14 protein-coding genes are annotated in these 17,950 nt (G+C 51.4%); 13 read left to right on the top strand and 1 reads right to left on the bottom strand.

Features of this window, described 5'->3' with window-relative positions:
* The first annotated feature begins 472 nt into the window (after positions 1-472).
* From ACJHX7_RS08920 to gudD, 6 genes are all read left to right on the top strand, one after another.
* Positions 473-802 (top strand): YqcC family protein, encoded by a 330-nt coding sequence (locus tag ACJHX7_RS08920; RefSeq protein ID WP_000206975.1) that lies wholly within the window; start codon positions 473-475, stop codon positions 800-802.
* Positions 802-1,584, top strand: a complete 783-nt coding sequence (gene truC / locus ACJHX7_RS08915; RefSeq protein WP_000889991.1) for a tRNA pseudouridine(65) synthase TruC — start codon at positions 802-804, stop codon at positions 1,582-1,584. Before ACJHX7_RS08920 ends, truC begins: the two co-directional genes overlap by 1 nt.
* A gap of 17 nt (positions 1,585-1,601) precedes the next feature.
* Positions 1,602-2,051: a flavodoxin gene (locus tag ACJHX7_RS08910; RefSeq protein WP_000807747.1), complete on the top strand. Its 450-nt coding sequence runs from the start codon at positions 1,602-1,604 to the stop codon at positions 2,049-2,051.
* Positions 2,052-2,485: 434 nt separating this feature from the next.
* On the top strand, positions 2,486-3,838 hold the full coding sequence (gene gudP, locus ACJHX7_RS08905; protein ID WP_000097082.1) for a galactarate/glucarate/glycerate transporter GudP: 1,353 nt from the start codon (positions 2,486-2,488) through the stop codon (positions 3,836-3,838).
* 1 nt (position 3,839) lies between these two features.
* A complete protein-coding gene (locus ACJHX7_RS08900; RefSeq protein ID WP_094030477.1) occupies positions 3,840-5,180 on the top strand; it encodes an enolase C-terminal domain-like protein in 1,341 nt (446 codons plus the stop codon).
* Positions 5,181-5,200: 20 nt separating this feature from the next.
* Positions 5,201-6,541, top strand: coding sequence for a glucarate dehydratase (gudD, locus tag ACJHX7_RS08895; RefSeq protein ID WP_089583025.1), 1,341 nt, complete (start codon positions 5,201-5,203; stop codon positions 6,539-6,541).
* Positions 6,542-6,771: 230 nt separating this feature from the next.
* On the opposite strand, the gene barA is transcribed toward gudD, so the two are convergent.
* Complete coding sequence (barA, locus tag ACJHX7_RS08890; protein WP_000186450.1) at positions 6,772-9,528, bottom strand: two-component sensor histidine kinase BarA; 2,757 nt, start codon at positions 9,526-9,528, stop codon at positions 6,772-6,774.
* Positions 9,529-9,584: 56 nt separating this feature from the next.
* Here barA and rlmD point away from each other — a divergent pair, with 56 nt between their 5' ends.
* From rlmD to eno, 7 genes are all read left to right on the top strand, one after another.
* Positions 9,585-10,886, top strand: coding sequence for a 23S rRNA (uracil(1939)-C(5))-methyltransferase RlmD (gene rlmD / locus ACJHX7_RS08885; protein WP_410231554.1), 1,302 nt, complete (start codon positions 9,585-9,587; stop codon positions 10,884-10,886).
* A 47-nt stretch (positions 10,887-10,933) separates the two neighbouring features.
* Positions 10,934-13,168 carry a GTP diphosphokinase gene (relA, locus tag ACJHX7_RS08880; protein ID WP_000226815.1) on the top strand — a complete coding sequence of 745 codons (2,235 nt, stop codon included), beginning with the start codon at positions 10,934-10,936 and terminating at the stop codon, positions 13,166-13,168.
* Positions 13,169-13,245: 77 nt separating this feature from the next.
* Entirely contained in the window at positions 13,246-13,494 is a 249-nt protein-coding gene (gene mazE / locus ACJHX7_RS08875) for a type II toxin-antitoxin system antitoxin MazE (protein ID WP_000581937.1), read from the top strand.
* Entirely contained in the window at positions 13,494-13,829 is a 336-nt protein-coding gene (gene mazF, locus ACJHX7_RS08870) for an endoribonuclease MazF (protein WP_000254750.1), read from the top strand. The genes mazE and mazF overlap by 1 nt, the downstream gene beginning before the upstream one ends.
* A gap of 71 nt (positions 13,830-13,900) precedes the next feature.
* The gene (mazG, locus tag ACJHX7_RS08865) at positions 13,901-14,692 is read left to right on the top strand and encodes a nucleoside triphosphate pyrophosphohydrolase (RefSeq protein WP_001071648.1); all 792 of its coding nucleotides are present in this window, start codon (positions 13,901-13,903) and stop codon (positions 14,690-14,692) included.
* Between the two features lie 227 nt (positions 14,693-14,919).
* Positions 14,920-16,557: a glutamine hydrolyzing CTP synthase gene (gene pyrG / locus ACJHX7_RS08860; protein ID WP_000210878.1), complete on the top strand. Its 1,638-nt coding sequence runs from the start codon at positions 14,920-14,922 to the stop codon at positions 16,555-16,557.
* Between the two features lie 86 nt (positions 16,558-16,643).
* Complete coding sequence (gene eno, locus ACJHX7_RS08855; RefSeq protein ID WP_000036723.1) at positions 16,644-17,942, top strand: phosphopyruvate hydratase; 1,299 nt, start codon at positions 16,644-16,646, stop codon at positions 17,940-17,942.
* Positions 17,943-17,950 lie beyond the last annotated feature (8 nt).

Genomic DNA, 17,950 nt, shown 5'->3' with positions numbered 1-17,950 from the left:
TCCTTAAGGCATTGTCTGTAAGCGCCTTGTAAGACTTCGCGAAAAAGACGATTCTATCTTCGTCGACAGGGAGTCAGACAACGAAGTGAACATCAGGATGATGACACTTCTGAAGGACACACCAGGATGGTGTTTCAGGGAAAGGCTTCTGGATGAAGCGAAGAGGATGACGCAGGACGCGTTAAAGGACACCTCCAGGATGGAGAATGAGAACCGGTCAGGATGATTCGGTGGGTCAGGAAGGCCAGGGACACTTCAGGATGAAGTATCACATCGGGGTGGTGTGAGCAGGAAGCAATAGTTCAGGATGAACGATTGGCCGCAAGGCCAGAGGAAAAGTTGTCAAGGATGAGCAGGGAGCAACAAAAGTAGCTGGAATGCTGCGAAACGAACCGGGAGCACTGTGAATACAGTGCTCCCTTTTTTTATTCCTGCTATCCTTCGCGGCAGTTTTTCTTATTGAGGTTGCTTTATGACCACTCATGACCGCGTTCGTTTCCAGTTGCAGGCGCTTGAAGCGTTACTGCGTGAACATCAGCACTGGCGAAACGATGAACCCCAGCCGCATCAATTTAATAGTACCCAACCGTTCTTTATGGACACCATGGAACCACTGGAGTGGTTGCAGTGGGTGCTGATCCCGCGAATGCACGATTTGTTAGAAAACAACCAGCCGTTACCGGGCGCTTTTGCCGTTGCTCCCTATTATGAAATGGCGCTGGCGACGGACCACCCGCAACGCGCGCTTATTCTGGCTGAGCTGGAAAAACTGGATGCTCTTTTTGCGGATGATGCGAGCTAATGCTGGAAATACTCTATCAGGATGAATGGCTGGTTGCGGTAAATAAACCCTCCGGCTGGCTGGTTCACCGCAGCTGGCTGGATCGCGACGAGAAAGTAGTGGTCATGCAAACCGTGCGTGACCAGATAGGCCAGCATGTGTTTACTGCTCATCGTCTGGACCGACCCACTTCTGGTGTGTTGTTGATGGGATTATCCAGCGAGGCCGGACGGCTGCTGGCACAACAGTTTGAACAGCACCAAATCCAGAAACGTTATCATGCGATTGTGCGCGGCTGGTTGATGGAAGAAGCGCTGCTGGATTATCCACTGGTGGAAGAACTGGACAAAATCGCTGATAAATTTGCCCGCGAAGATAAAGGCCCGCAGCCAGCAGTGACGCATTATCGCGGTCTGGCGACCGTAGAAATGCCGGTAGCGACCGGACGTTACCCGACCACGCGCTACGGCCTGGTGGAACTGGAGCCGAAAACCGGACGTAAGCACCAGCTCCGTCGCCATCTTGCCCATTTGCGTCACCCGATTATTGGCGACAGCAAACATGGTGATTTACGCCAGAATCGCAGCGGTGCTGAACATTTTGGCCTTCAGCGGTTAATGCTGCATGCCAGTCAGTTGTCATTGACGCATCCTTTTACTGGCGAGCCACTGACTATTCACGCGGGCCTGGACGACACCTGGATGCAGGCGTTATCACAATTTGGCTGGCGGGGTCTGCTTCCTGAAAATGAAAGGGTTGAGTTCAGTGCGCCATCGGGTCAGGATGGAGAGATAAGTTCCTAATCCAGGGAGAAAACGGTATGGCGGAAATTGGTATTTTTGTCGGCACTATGTACGGAAATTCGCTGTTAGTGGCGGAAGAAGCGGAAGCAATTCTGACCGCGCAGGGCCACAAAGCAACGGTATTTGAAGATCCTGAATTAAGCGACTGGCTGCCCTATCAGGATAAGTATGTTCTGGTGGTTACGTCCACGACCGGGCAGGGCGACCTTCCTGATTGCATTGTGCCGCTCTTTCAGGGAATTAAAGATACCCTGGGCTTCCAGCCGAATCTGCGTTATGGCGTGATTGCGCTCGGCGACAGTAGTTATGTGAATTTCTGCAATGGCGGCAAACAGTTCGATGCCTTGTTGCAGGAACAGAGCGCTCAGCGGGTGGGAGAAATGCTGTTGATTGACGCCAGTGAGAACCCGGAACCGGAAACGGAATCAAATCCGTGGGTTGAACATTGGGGCACGCTGTTGTCCTGATACGTTCAGCGAGCGGTAAATGCCGTTTTAGCGGTGCTGAATCGAATCTTTTCAGGCAAATGCCAGTAAAAACTGCTTCATAGCGCGGATTTTTACTGGCGTTTGCCTGGAGTCAAGCGATCCATTTCATACTCTTCTTTATTTCTTCGTTTTAACCCTTCCTTTCTTGTTTTTGTTTTCATTTCCGTGAAGTGGATTCCACCGTCCAGGGCTAATGCCAAAATCGGGCCTCATTGAACGCATTAATGTTGTGTTGTTGCACGGTGAGCCGCTATGGCGCGCTTTTTATACTGCTATTGCCAGATATAAACACGCGCCGCATTCGGCGAACGACCTATAAAAACGGCAAAAAACACCCTACGTCACCTCTGATTTCCTGGCGATGTCGCAGTCCAGAGTGAGCGTGGCTAACGCGAATTTTCAGGAGTGCAACAATGAGTTCTTTAAGTCAGGCTGCGAGCAGTGTGGAAAAACGCACGAATGCTCGTTACTGGATAGTGGTGATGTTGTTTATCGTCACATCCTTCAACTACGGCGACCGCGCTACGCTCTCTATCGCCGGTTCGGAAATGGCCAAAGATATCGGCCTTGATCCTGTGGGAATGGGCTATGTGTTCTCTGCTTTCTCATGGGCTTATGTTATCGGGCAGATCCCTGGTGGTTGGTTGCTGGATCGTTTTGGTTCAAAACGCGTCTACTTCTGGTCGATCTTTATCTGGTCGATGTTTACCTTGCTGCAAGGCTTCGTCGATATCTTTAGTGGATTCGGCATTATCGTTGCCCTGTTTACGCTGCGCTTCCTGGTCGGGCTTGCTGAAGCGCCCTCTTTCCCCGGCAACAGTCGCATTGTTGCGGCCTGGTTTCCGGCGCAGGAAAGGGGAACGGCGGTGTCGATTTTTAACTCCGCTCAATACTTCGCAACGGTGATCTTCGCGCCGATTATGGGCTGGCTGACGCATGAAGTGGGCTGGTCACACGTCTTTTTCTTTATGGGCGGTCTGGGCATTGTCATCAGCTTTATCTGGTTGAAAGTCATCCACGAGCCAAATCAACATCCGGGCGTAAATCAGAAAGAGCTGGAGTATATCGCCGCGGGTGGCGCGCTGATCAATATGGATCAGCAAAACACTAAAGTTAAAGTGCCGTTCAGCGTGAAGTGGGGGCAGATCAAACAGCTGCTCGGGTCACGGATGATGATCGGCGTTTATATCGGTCAGTACTGTATCAACGCCCTGACTTACTTTTTCATTACCTGGTTCCCGGTTTATCTGGTGCAGGCGCGCGGGATGTCGATTCTGAAAGCGGGCTTTGTGGCTTCCGTTCCGGCGGTTTGCGGTTTTATCGGCGGTGTGCTGGGTGGGATTATTTCCGACTGGCTGATGCGCCGCACGGGATCGCTGAACATTGCGCGTAAAACACCGATCGTAATGGGCATGTTGCTGTCGATGGTGATGGTGTTCTGCAACTACGTCAACGTTGAGTGGATGATCATCGGCTTTATGGCGCTGGCCTTCTTCGGTAAGGGGATCGGGGCGCTGGGTTGGGCTGTAATGGCTGATACTGCGCCAAAAGAGATCAGCGGTCTTTCCGGTGGCCTGTTCAACATGTTTGGTAACATTTCTGGCATCGTCACGCCAATCGCAATTGGTTATATCGTTGGCACGACTGGCTCCTTTAATGGGGCGCTGATTTATGTTGGTGTTCATGCCTTAATCGCGGTACTGAGCTACCTGGTGCTGGTGGGCGATATCAAGCGTATCGAGCTGAAACCTGTCGCGGGGCAATAAGATGACGACACAATCCAGTCCTGTTATTACTGATATGAAAGTCATTCCGGTCGCCGGACATGACAGCATGTTGCTTAATATTGGTGGTGCACATAACGCATATTTCACCCGCAATATTGTGGTACTCACCGATAACGCCGGGCATACCGGCATTGGTGAAGCGCCGGGCGGAGAGGTGATTTATCAGACACTGGTCGAGGCTATTCCGATGGTGCTGGGCCAGGAAGTTGCGCGCCTGAATAAAGTGGTTCAGCAGGTGCATAAAGGTAATCAGGCAGCCGATTTTGATACCTTCGGCAAAGGTGCCTGGACTTTTGAATTGCGCGTTAATGCCGTGGCGGCGCTGGAAGCCGCCTTGCTTGACCTGCTAGGTCAGGCGCTGAATGTTCCGGTCTGCGAACTGTTAGGGCCAGGCAAGCAACGCGATGCTATTACCGTCCTCGGTTATCTGTTTTATATCGGTGATCGGACCAAAACCGATCTTCCTTATCTGGAAAATACTCCGGGCAACCATGAGTGGTATCAATTGCGGCATCAGAAAGCGATGAACAGCGAAGCCGTTGTGCGTCTGGCGGAAGCTTCACAGGATCGCTATGGCTTTAAAGATTTCAAACTTAAGGGCGGAGTGTTACCTGGCGAGCAAGAAATCGACACTGTTCGTGCATTGAAGAAACGCTTCCCGGATGCGCGGATTACCGTTGATCCCAACGGAGCATGGCTGCTTGATGAAGCCATTTCTCTGTGCAAAGGGCTGAATGATGTTCTCACCTATGCCGAAGATCCGTGTGGCGCAGAACAGGGTTTCTCCGGACGTGAAGTGATGGCGGAATTTCGGCGGGCGACCGGCTTGCCCGTCGCGACTAATATGATCGCCACCAACTGGCGCGAAATGGGCCATGCGGTGATGCTCAATGCGGTAGATATTCCACTTGCCGACCCGCACTTCTGGACGCTTTCCGGTGCAGTCCGCGTAGCGCAGCTTTGCGACGACTGGGGGCTGACCTGGGGCTGCCATTCCAATAACCACTTTGATATCTCTCTGGCGATGTTTACCCATGTGGGCGCGGCGGCACCGGGTAATCCTACCGCTATCGATACCCACTGGATTTGGCAGGAGGGCGATTGTCGCCTGACCAAAAATCCGCTGGAGATTAAAAATGGAAAAATTGCCGTTCCTGATGCGCCCGGTCTGGGCGTGGAACTGGACTGGGAGCAGCTACAAAAGGCGCATGAGGCCTATAAACGTCTGCCTGGCGGTGCGCGTAACGACGCGGGCCCGATGCAGTACCTGATCCCCGGCTGGACCTTTGACCGTAAACGTCCCGTTTTCGGCCGTCATTGATTTTGAAAAAGGACATAAAGATGAGTTCTCAATTTTCGACGCCTGTTGTTACTGAAATGCAGGTCATCCCGGTGGCGGGCCATGACAGTATGCTGATGAATCTGAGTGGTGCACACGCACCGTTCTTCACGCGTAATATTGTGATTATCAAAGATAATTCTGGTCACACTGGGGTAGGGGAAATTCCCGGCGGCGAGAAAATCCGTAAAACGCTGGAAGATGCGATTCCGCTGGTGGTGGGTAAAACGCTGGGTGAATACAAAAACGTTCTGACGCTGGTGCGTAATACATTTGCCGATCGTGATGCCGGCGGGCGCGGTTTGCAGACATTTGACCTGCGGACCACTATTCATGTGGTTACCGGGATAGAAGCGGCAATGCTGGATCTGCTGGGGCAGCATCTGGGGGTTAACGTGGCATCGCTGCTGGGCGATGGTCAACAGCGTAGCGAAGTCGAAATGCTCGGTTATCTGTTCTTCGTCGGTAATCGCAAAGCCACACCGCTGCCGTATCAAAGCCAGCCGGATGATCAATGTGACTGGTATCGCCTGCGTCACGAAGAAGCGATGACGCCGGATGCGGTGGTGCGCCTGGCGGAAGCGGCATATGAAAAATATGGCTTCAACGATTTCAAACTGAAGGGCGGTGTACTGGCCGGGGAAGAAGAAGCAGAATCTATTGTGGCACTGGCGCAACGCTTCCCACAGGCGCGTATTACCCTCGATCCTAACGGTGCCTGGTCGCTGAACGAAGCGATTAAAATTGGTAAATACCTGAAAGGTTCGCTGGCTTATGCAGAAGATCCGTGTGGTGCGGAGCAAGGTTTCTCCGGGCGTGAAGTGATGGCAGAGTTCCGTCGCGCGACAGGCCTGCCGACCGCAACCAATATGATCGCCACCGACTGGCGGCAGATGGGCCATACGCTCTCCCTGCAATCCGTTGATATCCCGCTGGCGGATCCGCATTTCTGGACGATGCAAGGTTCGGTACGTGTGGCGCAAATGTGCCATGAATTTGGCCTGACCTGGGGTTCACACTCTAACAACCACTTCGATATTTCCCTGGCGATGTTTACCCATGTAGCCGCTGCTGCACCGGGTAAAATTACTGCTATTGATACGCACTGGATCTGGCAGGAAGGCAATCAGCGTCTGACCAAAGAACCGTTTGAGATCAAAGGCGGGCTGGTACAGGTGCCGCAAAAACCAGGATTGGGCGTAGAAATCGATATGGATCAGGTGATGAAAGCCCACGAGCTGTATCAGAAACACGGGCTTGGCGCGCGTGACGATGCGATGGGAATGCAGTACCTGATTCCTGGCTGGACGTTTGATAACAAGCGCCCGTGCATGGTGCGTTAAGACTGAAAACAAAAACCGGCTCTGTCAGGAGCCGGTTTGAGACTGATGCCAAAAGCAAAATTGCCTGTTGCGCTACGTATCAGGCCAACATACTTTTTAATTCATTGAATTTAATTGGTTTTGTGGGCAGGATAAGGCGTTAACGCCGCATCCGGCATAAACACAGGCACTTTGTCACCAGTCTGAAACCTGCTTCATAAAAAGCCGATTGCTACTCGACAAGACGTCCGTTACCCGAGAATTTTGCTGGCTTCGCGCGCTACATTATCCATCTCGTCTAACAGTTCCAGCAGCTCCGGCTCCAAATCTTCTTCTTTAGTACCGCTACGTAGCTGTTGTTCGATCAGTTGGCAGAGATTCTTCATACGCGGCACACCGCTATAGCCGCAACTGCCATGCAGTTTATGAATCAAATCAACCAGGCCTTCCGGGTTTTCTCCAACCAGCTGTTCCTCAACTTTGTTGCGAACTTCAGGTAGGAAATCGAGTAACATTTGCAGCATATCGCGCGCTAAATCGGTTTTTCCTGCTGCCTGGCGTAGTGCCAGTTGCCAGTCGAGGGTCGCATTCGGGTTCACCACAATTTCGTTGACTTCGGGCGTCACGACGCGAGAGGAAATACCGCTGCCAGGCTTGTAGCGCAACAACAAATTATGCAATCGCTCTTCTTCAATCGGTTTCGCCAGATAATCGCTCATCCCTGCGCCAAGCAGCTTCTCTTTTTGCCCGGCCATTGCATGCGCCGTTACCGCGATAACCGGCGTTTGTTGCTGATGCGGGAGTTGGTGGATGAGTTCGCAGGCCCGAATGCCATCCATGTCCGGCATTTGAATATCCATTAAGATCAAATCGAACGGCATCTGTTTCGCCCGTTCAACCGCCTGATGCCCGCTATCGCAAAGTTCCACATGTTGCACCATATCTTCCAGCAATGCGCCGATAAGTTTCAGGTTAGCGGGGTTGTCATCAACCGCCATGACTGTCATTGCCAGCTTACTTTCATCGGTTACAGGCAAAAGCGTGTTTTGTTTGTGATGACAAAATTCCGTCAGGGCAGGTAACAGGCGCGTAGGTGTTAATGGTTTCAGCAGACACGCGCCGATACCATCTTGCTTAAGTTTTTCAGCATTGACTTGTGCATGGCAAGGAAGTGCCAGCATCAGAAAATCGGTCATCGATACTGCTTTCGCTAATCGCTCATGTTGCATTGTTAGCGGCTCGCGGAAGGTCACCGCGATGCCTAACAACATCATGTCGTAATGCGCGGGAGGCAGCGCGGAGAACGTTGGGCTATAAACCACTTCCAGCGGCGTTTCACTTAAAATATCCAGCGTGCATTGCGCTGCTGCGGAGTTTGGTTCGACATAGGCCAGGCGCTTACCGGCGAGGCACTGGGTGGATGGCCCTTCGATAATAATGTTCGGGTTCAGATCGAGATTAATGTGGAACCAGAAAGTTGAACCACGATTCGGCTGGCTATGGAACGAAATATCACCGCCCATTTCATTAACCAGTTTTTGTGTAATCACCAGCCCCAGCCCGGTGCCACCATGACGGCGGGAAATACTGGCATCAGCCTGTCTGAAGGCCTGGAATAAGCGCGATTGATCGCGTTCAGGAATACCAATGCCGGTATCCCGAATCTGCACTTCAATTTGCACTTTGGTATTACTCAGCGCACGTTTTTCTACCAGAATATCAATGTTGCCATTCTCGGTGAATTTAATTGCATTCCCCACCAGGTTAGTGATGATTTGCTGTAATCGTAGTGGGTCGCCGATAACGTTATCAGGCACGTCGCTTTTAATATTGAGCGTCAGTTCCAGCCCTTTATCGTGAGAAGAATGTGCCAGCAGGGTAACGACTTCATCCAGCGTGCTGCGTAGTGGGAATGGAATACTTTCCAGAATCAGCTTACCTGCTTCCAGTTTCGAGAAGTCGAGAACATCATTAATAATTGCCAGCAAATTATTTGCCGAACGTTCAATCGTATTCAGGTGATCGCGCTGCGTTGGTGTTAATTCTGTTTTCAGCGTCAGGCGGGTAAAGCCAATAACACCATTCAGTGGTGTACGCAGCTCGTGTGACATATTTGCCAGAAACTCGGATTTAATACGCGCCGCTTCCTGGGCGCGCTTTTTCGCCAGATCCAACTCAACGTTCTGAATCTCCATCTGCTCCAGCGTCTCACGCAGATCGGACGTCGCCTGGTCGATATTGTGTTGCATCTCTTCGTGATAAGCCGCCAGCGACATTGCCATCGAGTTGATACCGTTTTTCAGCATATCCAGCTCGCCGAGCATAAATCCTTCCACCCGGCTGTCGAGTTGCCCGCGACGGATGCGGTCGACGGTATTCACCATGTTGCGAATCGGGCCGGTAACATCGCGCATTAAGCGCCAGCCAAAAATAAGCGCAATACCGATACAAAACAGCATCATCACGCTGGAAATAAAGATCTCTTTATATTGCTGCAAGCGAACCGATTTAAGATCCAGCTCCAGCGCAATATATCCCAGCATATTTTGACTATTTTTGGCATCGCTACTGGGCGATTCGTCGGGGGAGTAACTTTCAGAAATAATCGGCGTGCGGAGGATCATTATATCGCCGTCACGAGTGACAGTGAGCTGGCGAGGAAATGGCACGTTGCTGCCGAGCTGCATTGATGAGGGATCAAGATGAAAATTGGAGGTGACAAAGAGTCGGTTATTTTCATCATAAACCGAAATCGCGCGAACAATATCAGAATGGCGACGATGCAGTACGCTTATTAACTGACCGATAGATTCGCGATTTTGCAGGCTCATGCCATATTCAGTAGAAACTGCAAGCGGCTCAATAATGCTGGCACCGGCATCTTCCAGTTGACGCTGCAAGTCGTTATAGCGATGCACGACGAAAAAGATACTCAGCAATAAACCAATAAGGACGGTCGGTGCCAGGATCAGAATCATCATGCGTGCGCGCAGGCTGTAGTTGGTCATGGAGTTCCGTTATGGGACAATTAAGGTCACACTGTTAAATTGAGAAAGTCTCGCCAATGGCGCAATTCTACTCTGCAAAACGACGCACGACGACGCGTCAGATCATAACCGTTTCAGTCAATGACCTCGACTCTTTTGGTCAGGGCGTGGCGCGACATAACGGCAAAGCGTTATTTATTCCTGGATTATTGCCACAGGAAAACGCGGAAGTTACTGTTACTGAAGATAAAAAACAATACGCCCGCGCTAAAGTCGTGCGCCGGTTAAGCGATAGCCCGGAACGCGAAACGCCACGCTGCCCTCATTTTGGCGTATGCGGCGGCTGTCAGCAACAACACGCCAGCGAGGATTTACAGCAGCGAAGCAAAAGTGCGGCACTCGCCCGATTAATGAAACACGAGGTCTCTGAAGTGATCGCCGATGTTCCCTGGGGCTATCGCCGTCGCGCGCGTTTAAGTTTGAACTACTTACCGAAAACACAGCAACTTCAGATGGGGTTTCGCAAAGCGGGCTCCAGTGACATTGTCGACGTTAAACAATGCCCCATTTTAGTGCCCCAACTTGAAGCATTACTGCCCAAAGTCAGGGCATGCCTGGGCAGCTTACAAGTTATGCGCCATCTTGGTCATGTTGAACTGGTACAGGCAACCAGCGGCACGCTGATGATTTTGCGCCATACCGCACCGCTAAGTTCGGCAGATCGCGAAAAACTGGAACGCTTTTCGCGTTCTGAAGGCCTGGATCTGTATCTCGCCCCCGATAGTGAGATACTCGAAACCGTCTCTGGTGAGATGCCCTGGTATGACTCAAACGGGTTGCGCTTAACTTTTAGCCCGCGCGATTTTATTCAGGTCAATGCGGGTGTGAACCAAAAAATGGTAGCGCGTGCGTTGGAATGGCTGGATGTACAACCTGAAGATCGCGTACTGGATCTGTTCTGCGGTATGGGCAACTTTACACTGCCATTGGCGACACAAGCTGCCAGTGTGGTGGGTGTAGAAGGTGTTCCGGCGCTGGTGGAAAAAGGCCAGCAGAATGCGCGTCTTAATGGCTTACACAATGTGACGTTTTATCACGAAAATCTTGAAGAAGATGTCACAAAGCAGCCGTGGGCGAAAAACGGCTTCGATAAAGTGTTGCTGGACCCGGCGCGAGCAGGTGCCGCAGGTGTTATGCAGCAAATTATAAAACTGGAACCTATTCGTATAGTTTATGTATCCTGTAACCCTGCAACGCTGGCTCGGGATAGCGAAGCGTTATTAAAAGCAGGATATACCATTGCGCGACTGGCGATGCTGGATATGTTCCCACACACGGGACATCTGGAATCGATGGTACTTTTCTCGCGCGTTAAATAGTTACGATTTGCCGATTTCGGCAGGTCTGGTCCCTAAAGGAGAGGACGATGGTTGCGGTAAGAAGTGCACATATCAATAAGGCTGGTGAATTTGATCCGGAAAAATGGATCGCAAGTCTGGGTATTACCAGCCAGAAGTCGTGTGAGTGCTTAGCCGAAACCTGGGCGTATTGTCTGCAACAGACGCAGGGGCATCCGGATGCCAGTCTGTTATTGTGGCGTGGTGTTGAGATGGTGGAGATCCTCTCGACATTAAGTATGGACATTGACACGCTGCGGGCGGCGCTGCTGTTCCCTCTGGCCGATGCCAACGTAGTCAGCGAAGATGTGCTGCGTGAGAGCGTCGGTAAGTCGGTCGTTAACCTTATTCACGGCGTGCGTGATATGGCGGCGATCCGCCAGCTGAAAGCGACGCATACCGATTCTGTTTCCTCCGAACAGGTCGATAACGTTCGCCGGATGTTATTGGCGATGGTCGATGATTTTCGCTGCGTGGTCATCAAACTGGCAGAGCGTATTGCTCATCTGCGCGAAGTAAAAGACGCGCCGGAAGATGAACGCGTACTGGCGGCAAAAGAGTGCACCAATATCTACGCGCCGTTGGCGAACCGTCTTGGGATTGGACAACTGAAATGGGAGCTGGAAGATTACTGCTTCCGTTATCTCCACCCGACCGAATACAAACGCATCGCAAAACTGCTGCATGAACGCCGTCTCGACCGCGAACACTATATCGAAGAGTTTGTCGGTCATTTGCGCGCTGAGATGAAAGCTGAAGGCGTTAAAGCTGAAGTGTATGGTCGTCCGAAACACATCTACAGTATCTGGCGCAAGATGCAGAAAAAGAACCTCGCCTTCGATGAGCTGTTTGATGTGCGTGCAGTACGTATCGTTGCCGAACGTTTACAGGACTGCTACGCCGCGTTGGGGATAGTGCACACTCACTATCGTCACCTGCCGGATGAGTTCGACGATTACGTCGCTAACCCGAAACCAAACGGTTATCAGTCTATTCATACCGTGGTTCTGGGGCCGGGTGGCAAAACCGTTGAGATCCAAATCCGCACTAAACAGATGCATGAAGATGCAGAGTTGGGTGTTGCTGCGCACTGGAAATATAAAGAGGGCGCGGCAGCTGGCGGCGCACGTTCGGGACATGAAGACCGAATTGCCTGGCTGCGTAAACTGATTGCGTGGCAGGAAGAGATGGCTGATTCCGGCGAAATGCTCGACGAAGTACGCAGCCAGGTCTTTGACGACCGGGTGTACGTCTTTACGCCGAAAGGTGACGTCGTTGATTTGCCTGCGGGATCAACGCCGCTGGACTTCGCTTACCACATCCACAGTGATGTCGGGCACCGCTGCATCGGGGCAAAAATTGGCGGGCGCATTGTGCCGTTCACCTACCAGCTGCAGATGGGCGACCAGATTGAAATTATCACCCAGAAACAGCCGAACCCCAGCCGTGACTGGTTAAACCCAAACCTCGGTTACGTCACAACCAGCCGTGGGCGTTCGAAAATTCACGCCTGGTTCCGTAAACAGGACCGTGACAAAAACATTCTGGCTGGGCGGCAAATCCTTGACGACGAGCTGGAACATCTGGGGATCAGCCTGAAAGAAGCAGAAAAACATCTGCTGCCGCGTTACAACTTCAATGATGTCGACGAGTTGCTGGCGGCAATTGGTGGCGGGGATATCCGTCTCAATCAGATGGTGAACTTCCTGCAATCGCAATTTAATAAGCCGAGTGCCGAAGAGCAGGATGCCGCCGCGCTGAAACAGCTTCAGCAAAAAAGCTACACGCCGCAAAACCGCAGTAAAGATAACGGTCGTGTGGTGGTAGAAGGGGTCGGTAACCTGATGCACCACATCGCGCGCTGCTGCCAGCCGATTCCTGGAGATGAGATTGTCGGCTTCATTACCCAGGGGCGCGGTATTTCAGTACACCGCGCCGATTGCGAACAACTGGCGGAACTGCGCTCCCATGCGCCAGAACGCATTGTTGACGCGGTATGGGGCGAGAGCTACTCCGCCGGATATTCGCTGGTGGTCCGCGTGGTGGCTAATGATCGTAGTGGGTTGTTACGTGATATCACGACCATTCTCGCCAACGAGAAGGTGAACGTACTTGGCGTTGCCAGCCGTAGCGACACCAAACAGCAACTGGCAACCATCGACATGACTATTGAGATTTATAACCTGCAGGTGTTGGGGCGCGTGCTGGGTAAACTCAACCAGGTGCCGGATGTTATCGACGCGCGTCGGTTGCACGGGAGTTAGGCCGAAACTTGTTCGTATCTACAATGTAGATTGATATATACTGTATCTACATATGATAGCGGTTTGAGGAAAGGGTTATGATCCACAGTAGCGTAAAGCGTTGGGGAAATTCTCCTGCAGTGCGGATCCCGGCTACGTTAATGCAGGCGCTCAATCTGAATATTGATGATGAAGTGAAGATTGACCTGGTGGATGGAAAATTAATTATTGAGCCAGTGCGTAAAGAGCCCGTATTTACGCTTGCTGAACTGGTCAACGACATCACGCCGGAAAACCTCCACGAGAATATCGACTGGGGGGAGCCGAAAGATAAGGAAGTCTGGTAATGGTAAGCCGATACGTACCCGATACGGGCGATCTGATTTGGGTTGATTTTGACCCGACAAAAGGTAGCGAGCAAGCCGGACATCGTCCGGCTGTTGTCCTGAGTCCGTTCATGTACAACAACAAAACAGGTATGTGTCTGTGTGTTCCTTGTACAACGCAATCAAAAGGATATCCGTTCGAAGTTGTTCTATCCGGTCAGGAACGTGATGGCGTAGCGTTAGCTGATCAGGTAAAAAGTATCGCCTGGCGGGCAAGAGGAGCAACGAAGAAAGGAACAGTTGCCCCAGAGGAATTACAACTCATTAAAGCCAAAATTAACGTGCTGATTGGGTAGGTGTTACTAACTCACTTCTATTCTGGTCACAGGTCTCCACCTGACGGACCCGCAATTTTCAGGACAATTCAATGAATCAAATCGACCGTTTGCTCACTATTATGCAGCGCCTGCGCGATCCGGAAAACGGCTGCCCGTGGGATAAAGAGCAGACATTTGCCACCATTGCGCCTTACACCCTTGAAGAAACCTACGAGGTGCTGGACGCCATCGCCCGTGAAGATTTTGACGATCTGCGCGGTGAACTGGGCGATCTGCTGTTCCAGGTGGTGTTTTACGCACAAATGGCCCAGGAAGAAGGGCGCTTTGACTTTAATGATATTTGCGCCGCGATCAGCGATAAATTAGAACGTCGCCATCCGCATGTTTTTGCTGACAGTTCTGCCGAAAACAGTAGTGAAGTGCTTGCCCGTTGGGAGCAAATCAAAACCGAAGAGCGCGCGCAGAAAGCGCAGCATTCGGCGCTGGACGATATTCCTCGTAGTTTACCGGCTTTAATGCGTGCGCAAAAAATCCAGAAACGTTGCGCCAACGTTGGCTTCGACTGGACGACGCTTGGTCCGGTAGTCGATAAAGTCTACGAAGAGATCGACGAGGTGATGTACGAGGCGCGGCAGGCTGTTGTCGACCAGGCTAAACTGGAGGAGGAAATGGGTGACCTGCTGTTTGCCACGGTCAATCTGGCTCGTCATTTAGGGACAAAAGCGGAAATCGCATTGCAAAAAGCGAACGAAAAATTCGAGCGTCGTTTTCGCGAAGTGGAGCGTATTGTTGCCGCGCGTGGACTGGAAATGACAGGTGTTGACCTCGAAACAATGGAAGAAGTCTGGCAACAGGTAAAACGGCAGGAAATTGATCTCTAAGGGAATTACGCGGTCAAGCGCCATTTGTGTCATTTTTTAAATGACAAGCGCTTGATTTGCGTCAAAAACATTTACCCCAAAGGGGCTATTTTCTCACTCCTGATTTCAATAGTGCGCTGGCGAAGAGGAGGGATAATGAAAGTTTGTGGCACAGGTCATGTTCGGGTATACTGCTTTCCCGTCCTGGTTATTCCATCGTCTTTTCAACCTAACTTCTCAGGTTCAGCATGACAACGAACTATATTTTTGTGACCGGCGGGGTCGTATCCTCTCTGGGTAAAGGCATTGCCGCAGCCTCCCTCGCAGCCATTCTTGAAGCCCGTGGCCTCAATGTGACCATCATGAAACTGGATCCGTACATCAACGTCGATCCAGGTACTATGAGCCCAATCCAACACGGGGAAGTGTTCGTTACTGAAGACGGCGCTGAAACCGACCTGGACCTGGGGCACTACGAGCGTTTCATTCGTACCAAAATGAGCCGCCGCAACAACTTCACCACGGGTCGTATCTACTCTGACGTTCTGCGTAAAGAACGCCGTGGCGACTACCTCGGCGCAACCGTACAGGTTATTCCGCACATCACTAACGCTATCAAAGAGCGCGTGCTGGAAGGCGGCGAAGGTCATGACGTGGTACTGGTAGAAATCGGCGGTACTGTAGGTGATATCGAATCCCTGCCGTTCCTTGAAGCGATTCGCCAGATGGCTGTTGAAATTGGCCGTGAGCACACCCTGTTTATGCACCTGACGCTGGTGCCGTACATGGCAGCGTCTGGTGAAGTCAAAACCAAACCGACTCAGCACTCTGTAAAAGAGCTGCTTTCAATCGGTATCCAGCCTGATATCCTGATTTGTCGTTCAGATCGCGCCGTTCCGGCGAACGAACGTGCGAAGATTGCATTGTTCTGTAATGTTCCGGAAAAAGCGGTTATTTCTCTGAAAGACGTCGATTCCATCTATAAAATTCCGGGCCTGTTGAAATCTCAGGGGCTGGACGATTATATTTGTAAACGATTCAGCTTAAACTGCCCGGAAGCGAATCTGTCCGAATGGGAACAGGTTATCTTCGAAGAAGCGAATCCGGTAAGTGAAGTCACCATTGGCATGGTCGGCAAATACATTGAGCTGCCGGATGCATACAAATCCGTGATCGAAGCACTGAAACACGGTGGGCTGAAGAATCGTGTCAGCGTCAACATCAAACTGATCGATTCACAAGATGTTGAAACGCGCGGCGTTGAAATCCTTAAAGGTCTGGACGCAATCCTCGTACCTGGCGGTTTCGGCTATCGTGGCGTAGAAGGCATGATTACGACCGCGCGTTTTGCGCGTGAGAACAATATTCCTTATCTGGGCATTTGCCTGGGTATGCAGGTGGCGTTAATTGATTACGCTCGCCATGTTGCCAACATGGAGAACGCCAACTCTACGGAATTTGTGCCAGACTGTAAGTACCCGGTTGTGGCGCTGATTACCGAGTGGCGCGATGAAAACGGCAACGTTGAAGTTCGTAGCGAGAAGAGCGATCTCGGCGGTACCATGCGTCTCGGCGCACAGCAGTGCCAGTTGGTTGACGATAGCCTGGTTCGCCAGCTGTACAATGCGCCGACAATTGTTGAGCGTCATCGTCACCGTTACGAAGTCAACAACATGCTGTTGAAACAGATTGAAGATGCAGGTCTGCGCGTTGCGGGCCGTTCCGGGGATGATCAGTTGGTCGAGATCATCGAAGTTCCGAATCACCCGTGGTTCGTGGCTTGCCAGTTCCATCCGGAGTTTACTTCTACTCCACGTGATGGTCACCCGCTGTTTGCAGGCTTTGTGAAAGCCGCCAGCGAGTTCCAGAAGCGTCAGGCGAAGTAAGAAAAAAGTTAGAACGGCAACGCGTACCCTGGGTACGCGTTGTTTGTCTGGAGTTTCAGTTTAACTAGTGACTTGAGGAAAACCTAATGTCCAAAATCGTAAAAATCATCGGTCGTGAAATCATCGACTCCCGTGGTAACCCGACTGTTGAAGCCGAAGTACATCTGGAGGGTGGTTTCGTCGGTATGGCAGCTGCTCCGTCAGGTGCTTCTACTGGTTCCCGTGAAGCTCTGGAACTGCGCGATGGCGACAAATCCCGTTTCCTGGGTAAAGGCGTAACCAAAGCTGTTGCTGCGGTAAACGGCCCGATCGCTCAGGCACTGATTGGCAAAGATGCCAAAGATCAGGCTGGCATTGACAAGATCATGATCGACCTGGACGGCACCGAAAACAAATCCAAATTCGGCGCGAACGCAATCCTGGCTGTATCTCTGGCTAACGCCAAAGCTGCTGCTGCCGCTAAAGGCATGCCGCTGTACGAGCACATCGCTGAACTGAACGGTACTCCGGGCAAATACTCCATGCCGGTTCCGATGATGAACATCATCAACGGTGGTGAGCACGCTGACAACAACGTTGATATCCAGGAATTCATGATTCAGCCGGTTGGCGCGAAAACTGTGAAAGAAGCCATCCGCATGGGTTCTGAAGTTTTCCATCACCTGGCAAAAGTTCTGAAAGCGAAAGGCATGAACACTGCTGTTGGTGACGAAGGTGGCTATGCGCCGAACCTGGGTTCCAACGCTGAAGCTCTGGCTGTTATCGCTGAAGCTGTTAAAGCTGCTGGTTATGAACTGGGCAAAGACATCACTCTGGCGATGGACTGCGCAGCTTCTGAATTCTACAAAGACGGTAAATACGTTCTGGCTGGCGAAGGCAACAAAGCTTTCACCTCTGAAGAATTCACTCACTTCCTGGAAGAACTGACCAAACAGTATCCGATCGTATCTATCGAAGACGGTCTTGACGAATCTGACTGGGACGGTTTCGCATACCAGACCAAAGTTCTGGGCGACAAAATCCAGCTGGTTGGTGACGACCTGTTCGTAACCAACACCAAGATCCTGAAAGAAGGTATCGAAAAAGGTATTGCTAACTCCATCCTGATCAAATTCAACCAGATCGGTTCTCTGACCGAAACTCTGGCTGCAATCAAGATGGCGAAAGACGCTGGCTACACTGCAGTTATCTCTCACCGTTCTGGCGAAACTGAAGACGCTACCATCGCTGACCTGGCTGTTGGTACTGCTGCAGGCCAGATCAAAACGGGTTCTATGAGCCGTTCTGACCGTGTTGCTAAATACAACCAGCTGATTCGTATCGAAGAAGCTCTGGGCGAAAAAGCACCGTACAACGGTCGTAAAGAGATCAAAGGCCAGGCATAAGTCTGACT

This window comes from Escherichia sp. WS1451, from assembly GCF_046487365.1.
GTDB classification, from domain to species: Bacteria; Pseudomonadota; Gammaproteobacteria; order Enterobacterales; family Enterobacteriaceae; genus Escherichia; species Escherichia coli.
The sequence above is the reverse complement of the archived record's forward strand: the minus strand, read 5'-3'. Positions and strand labels throughout refer to the sequence as shown.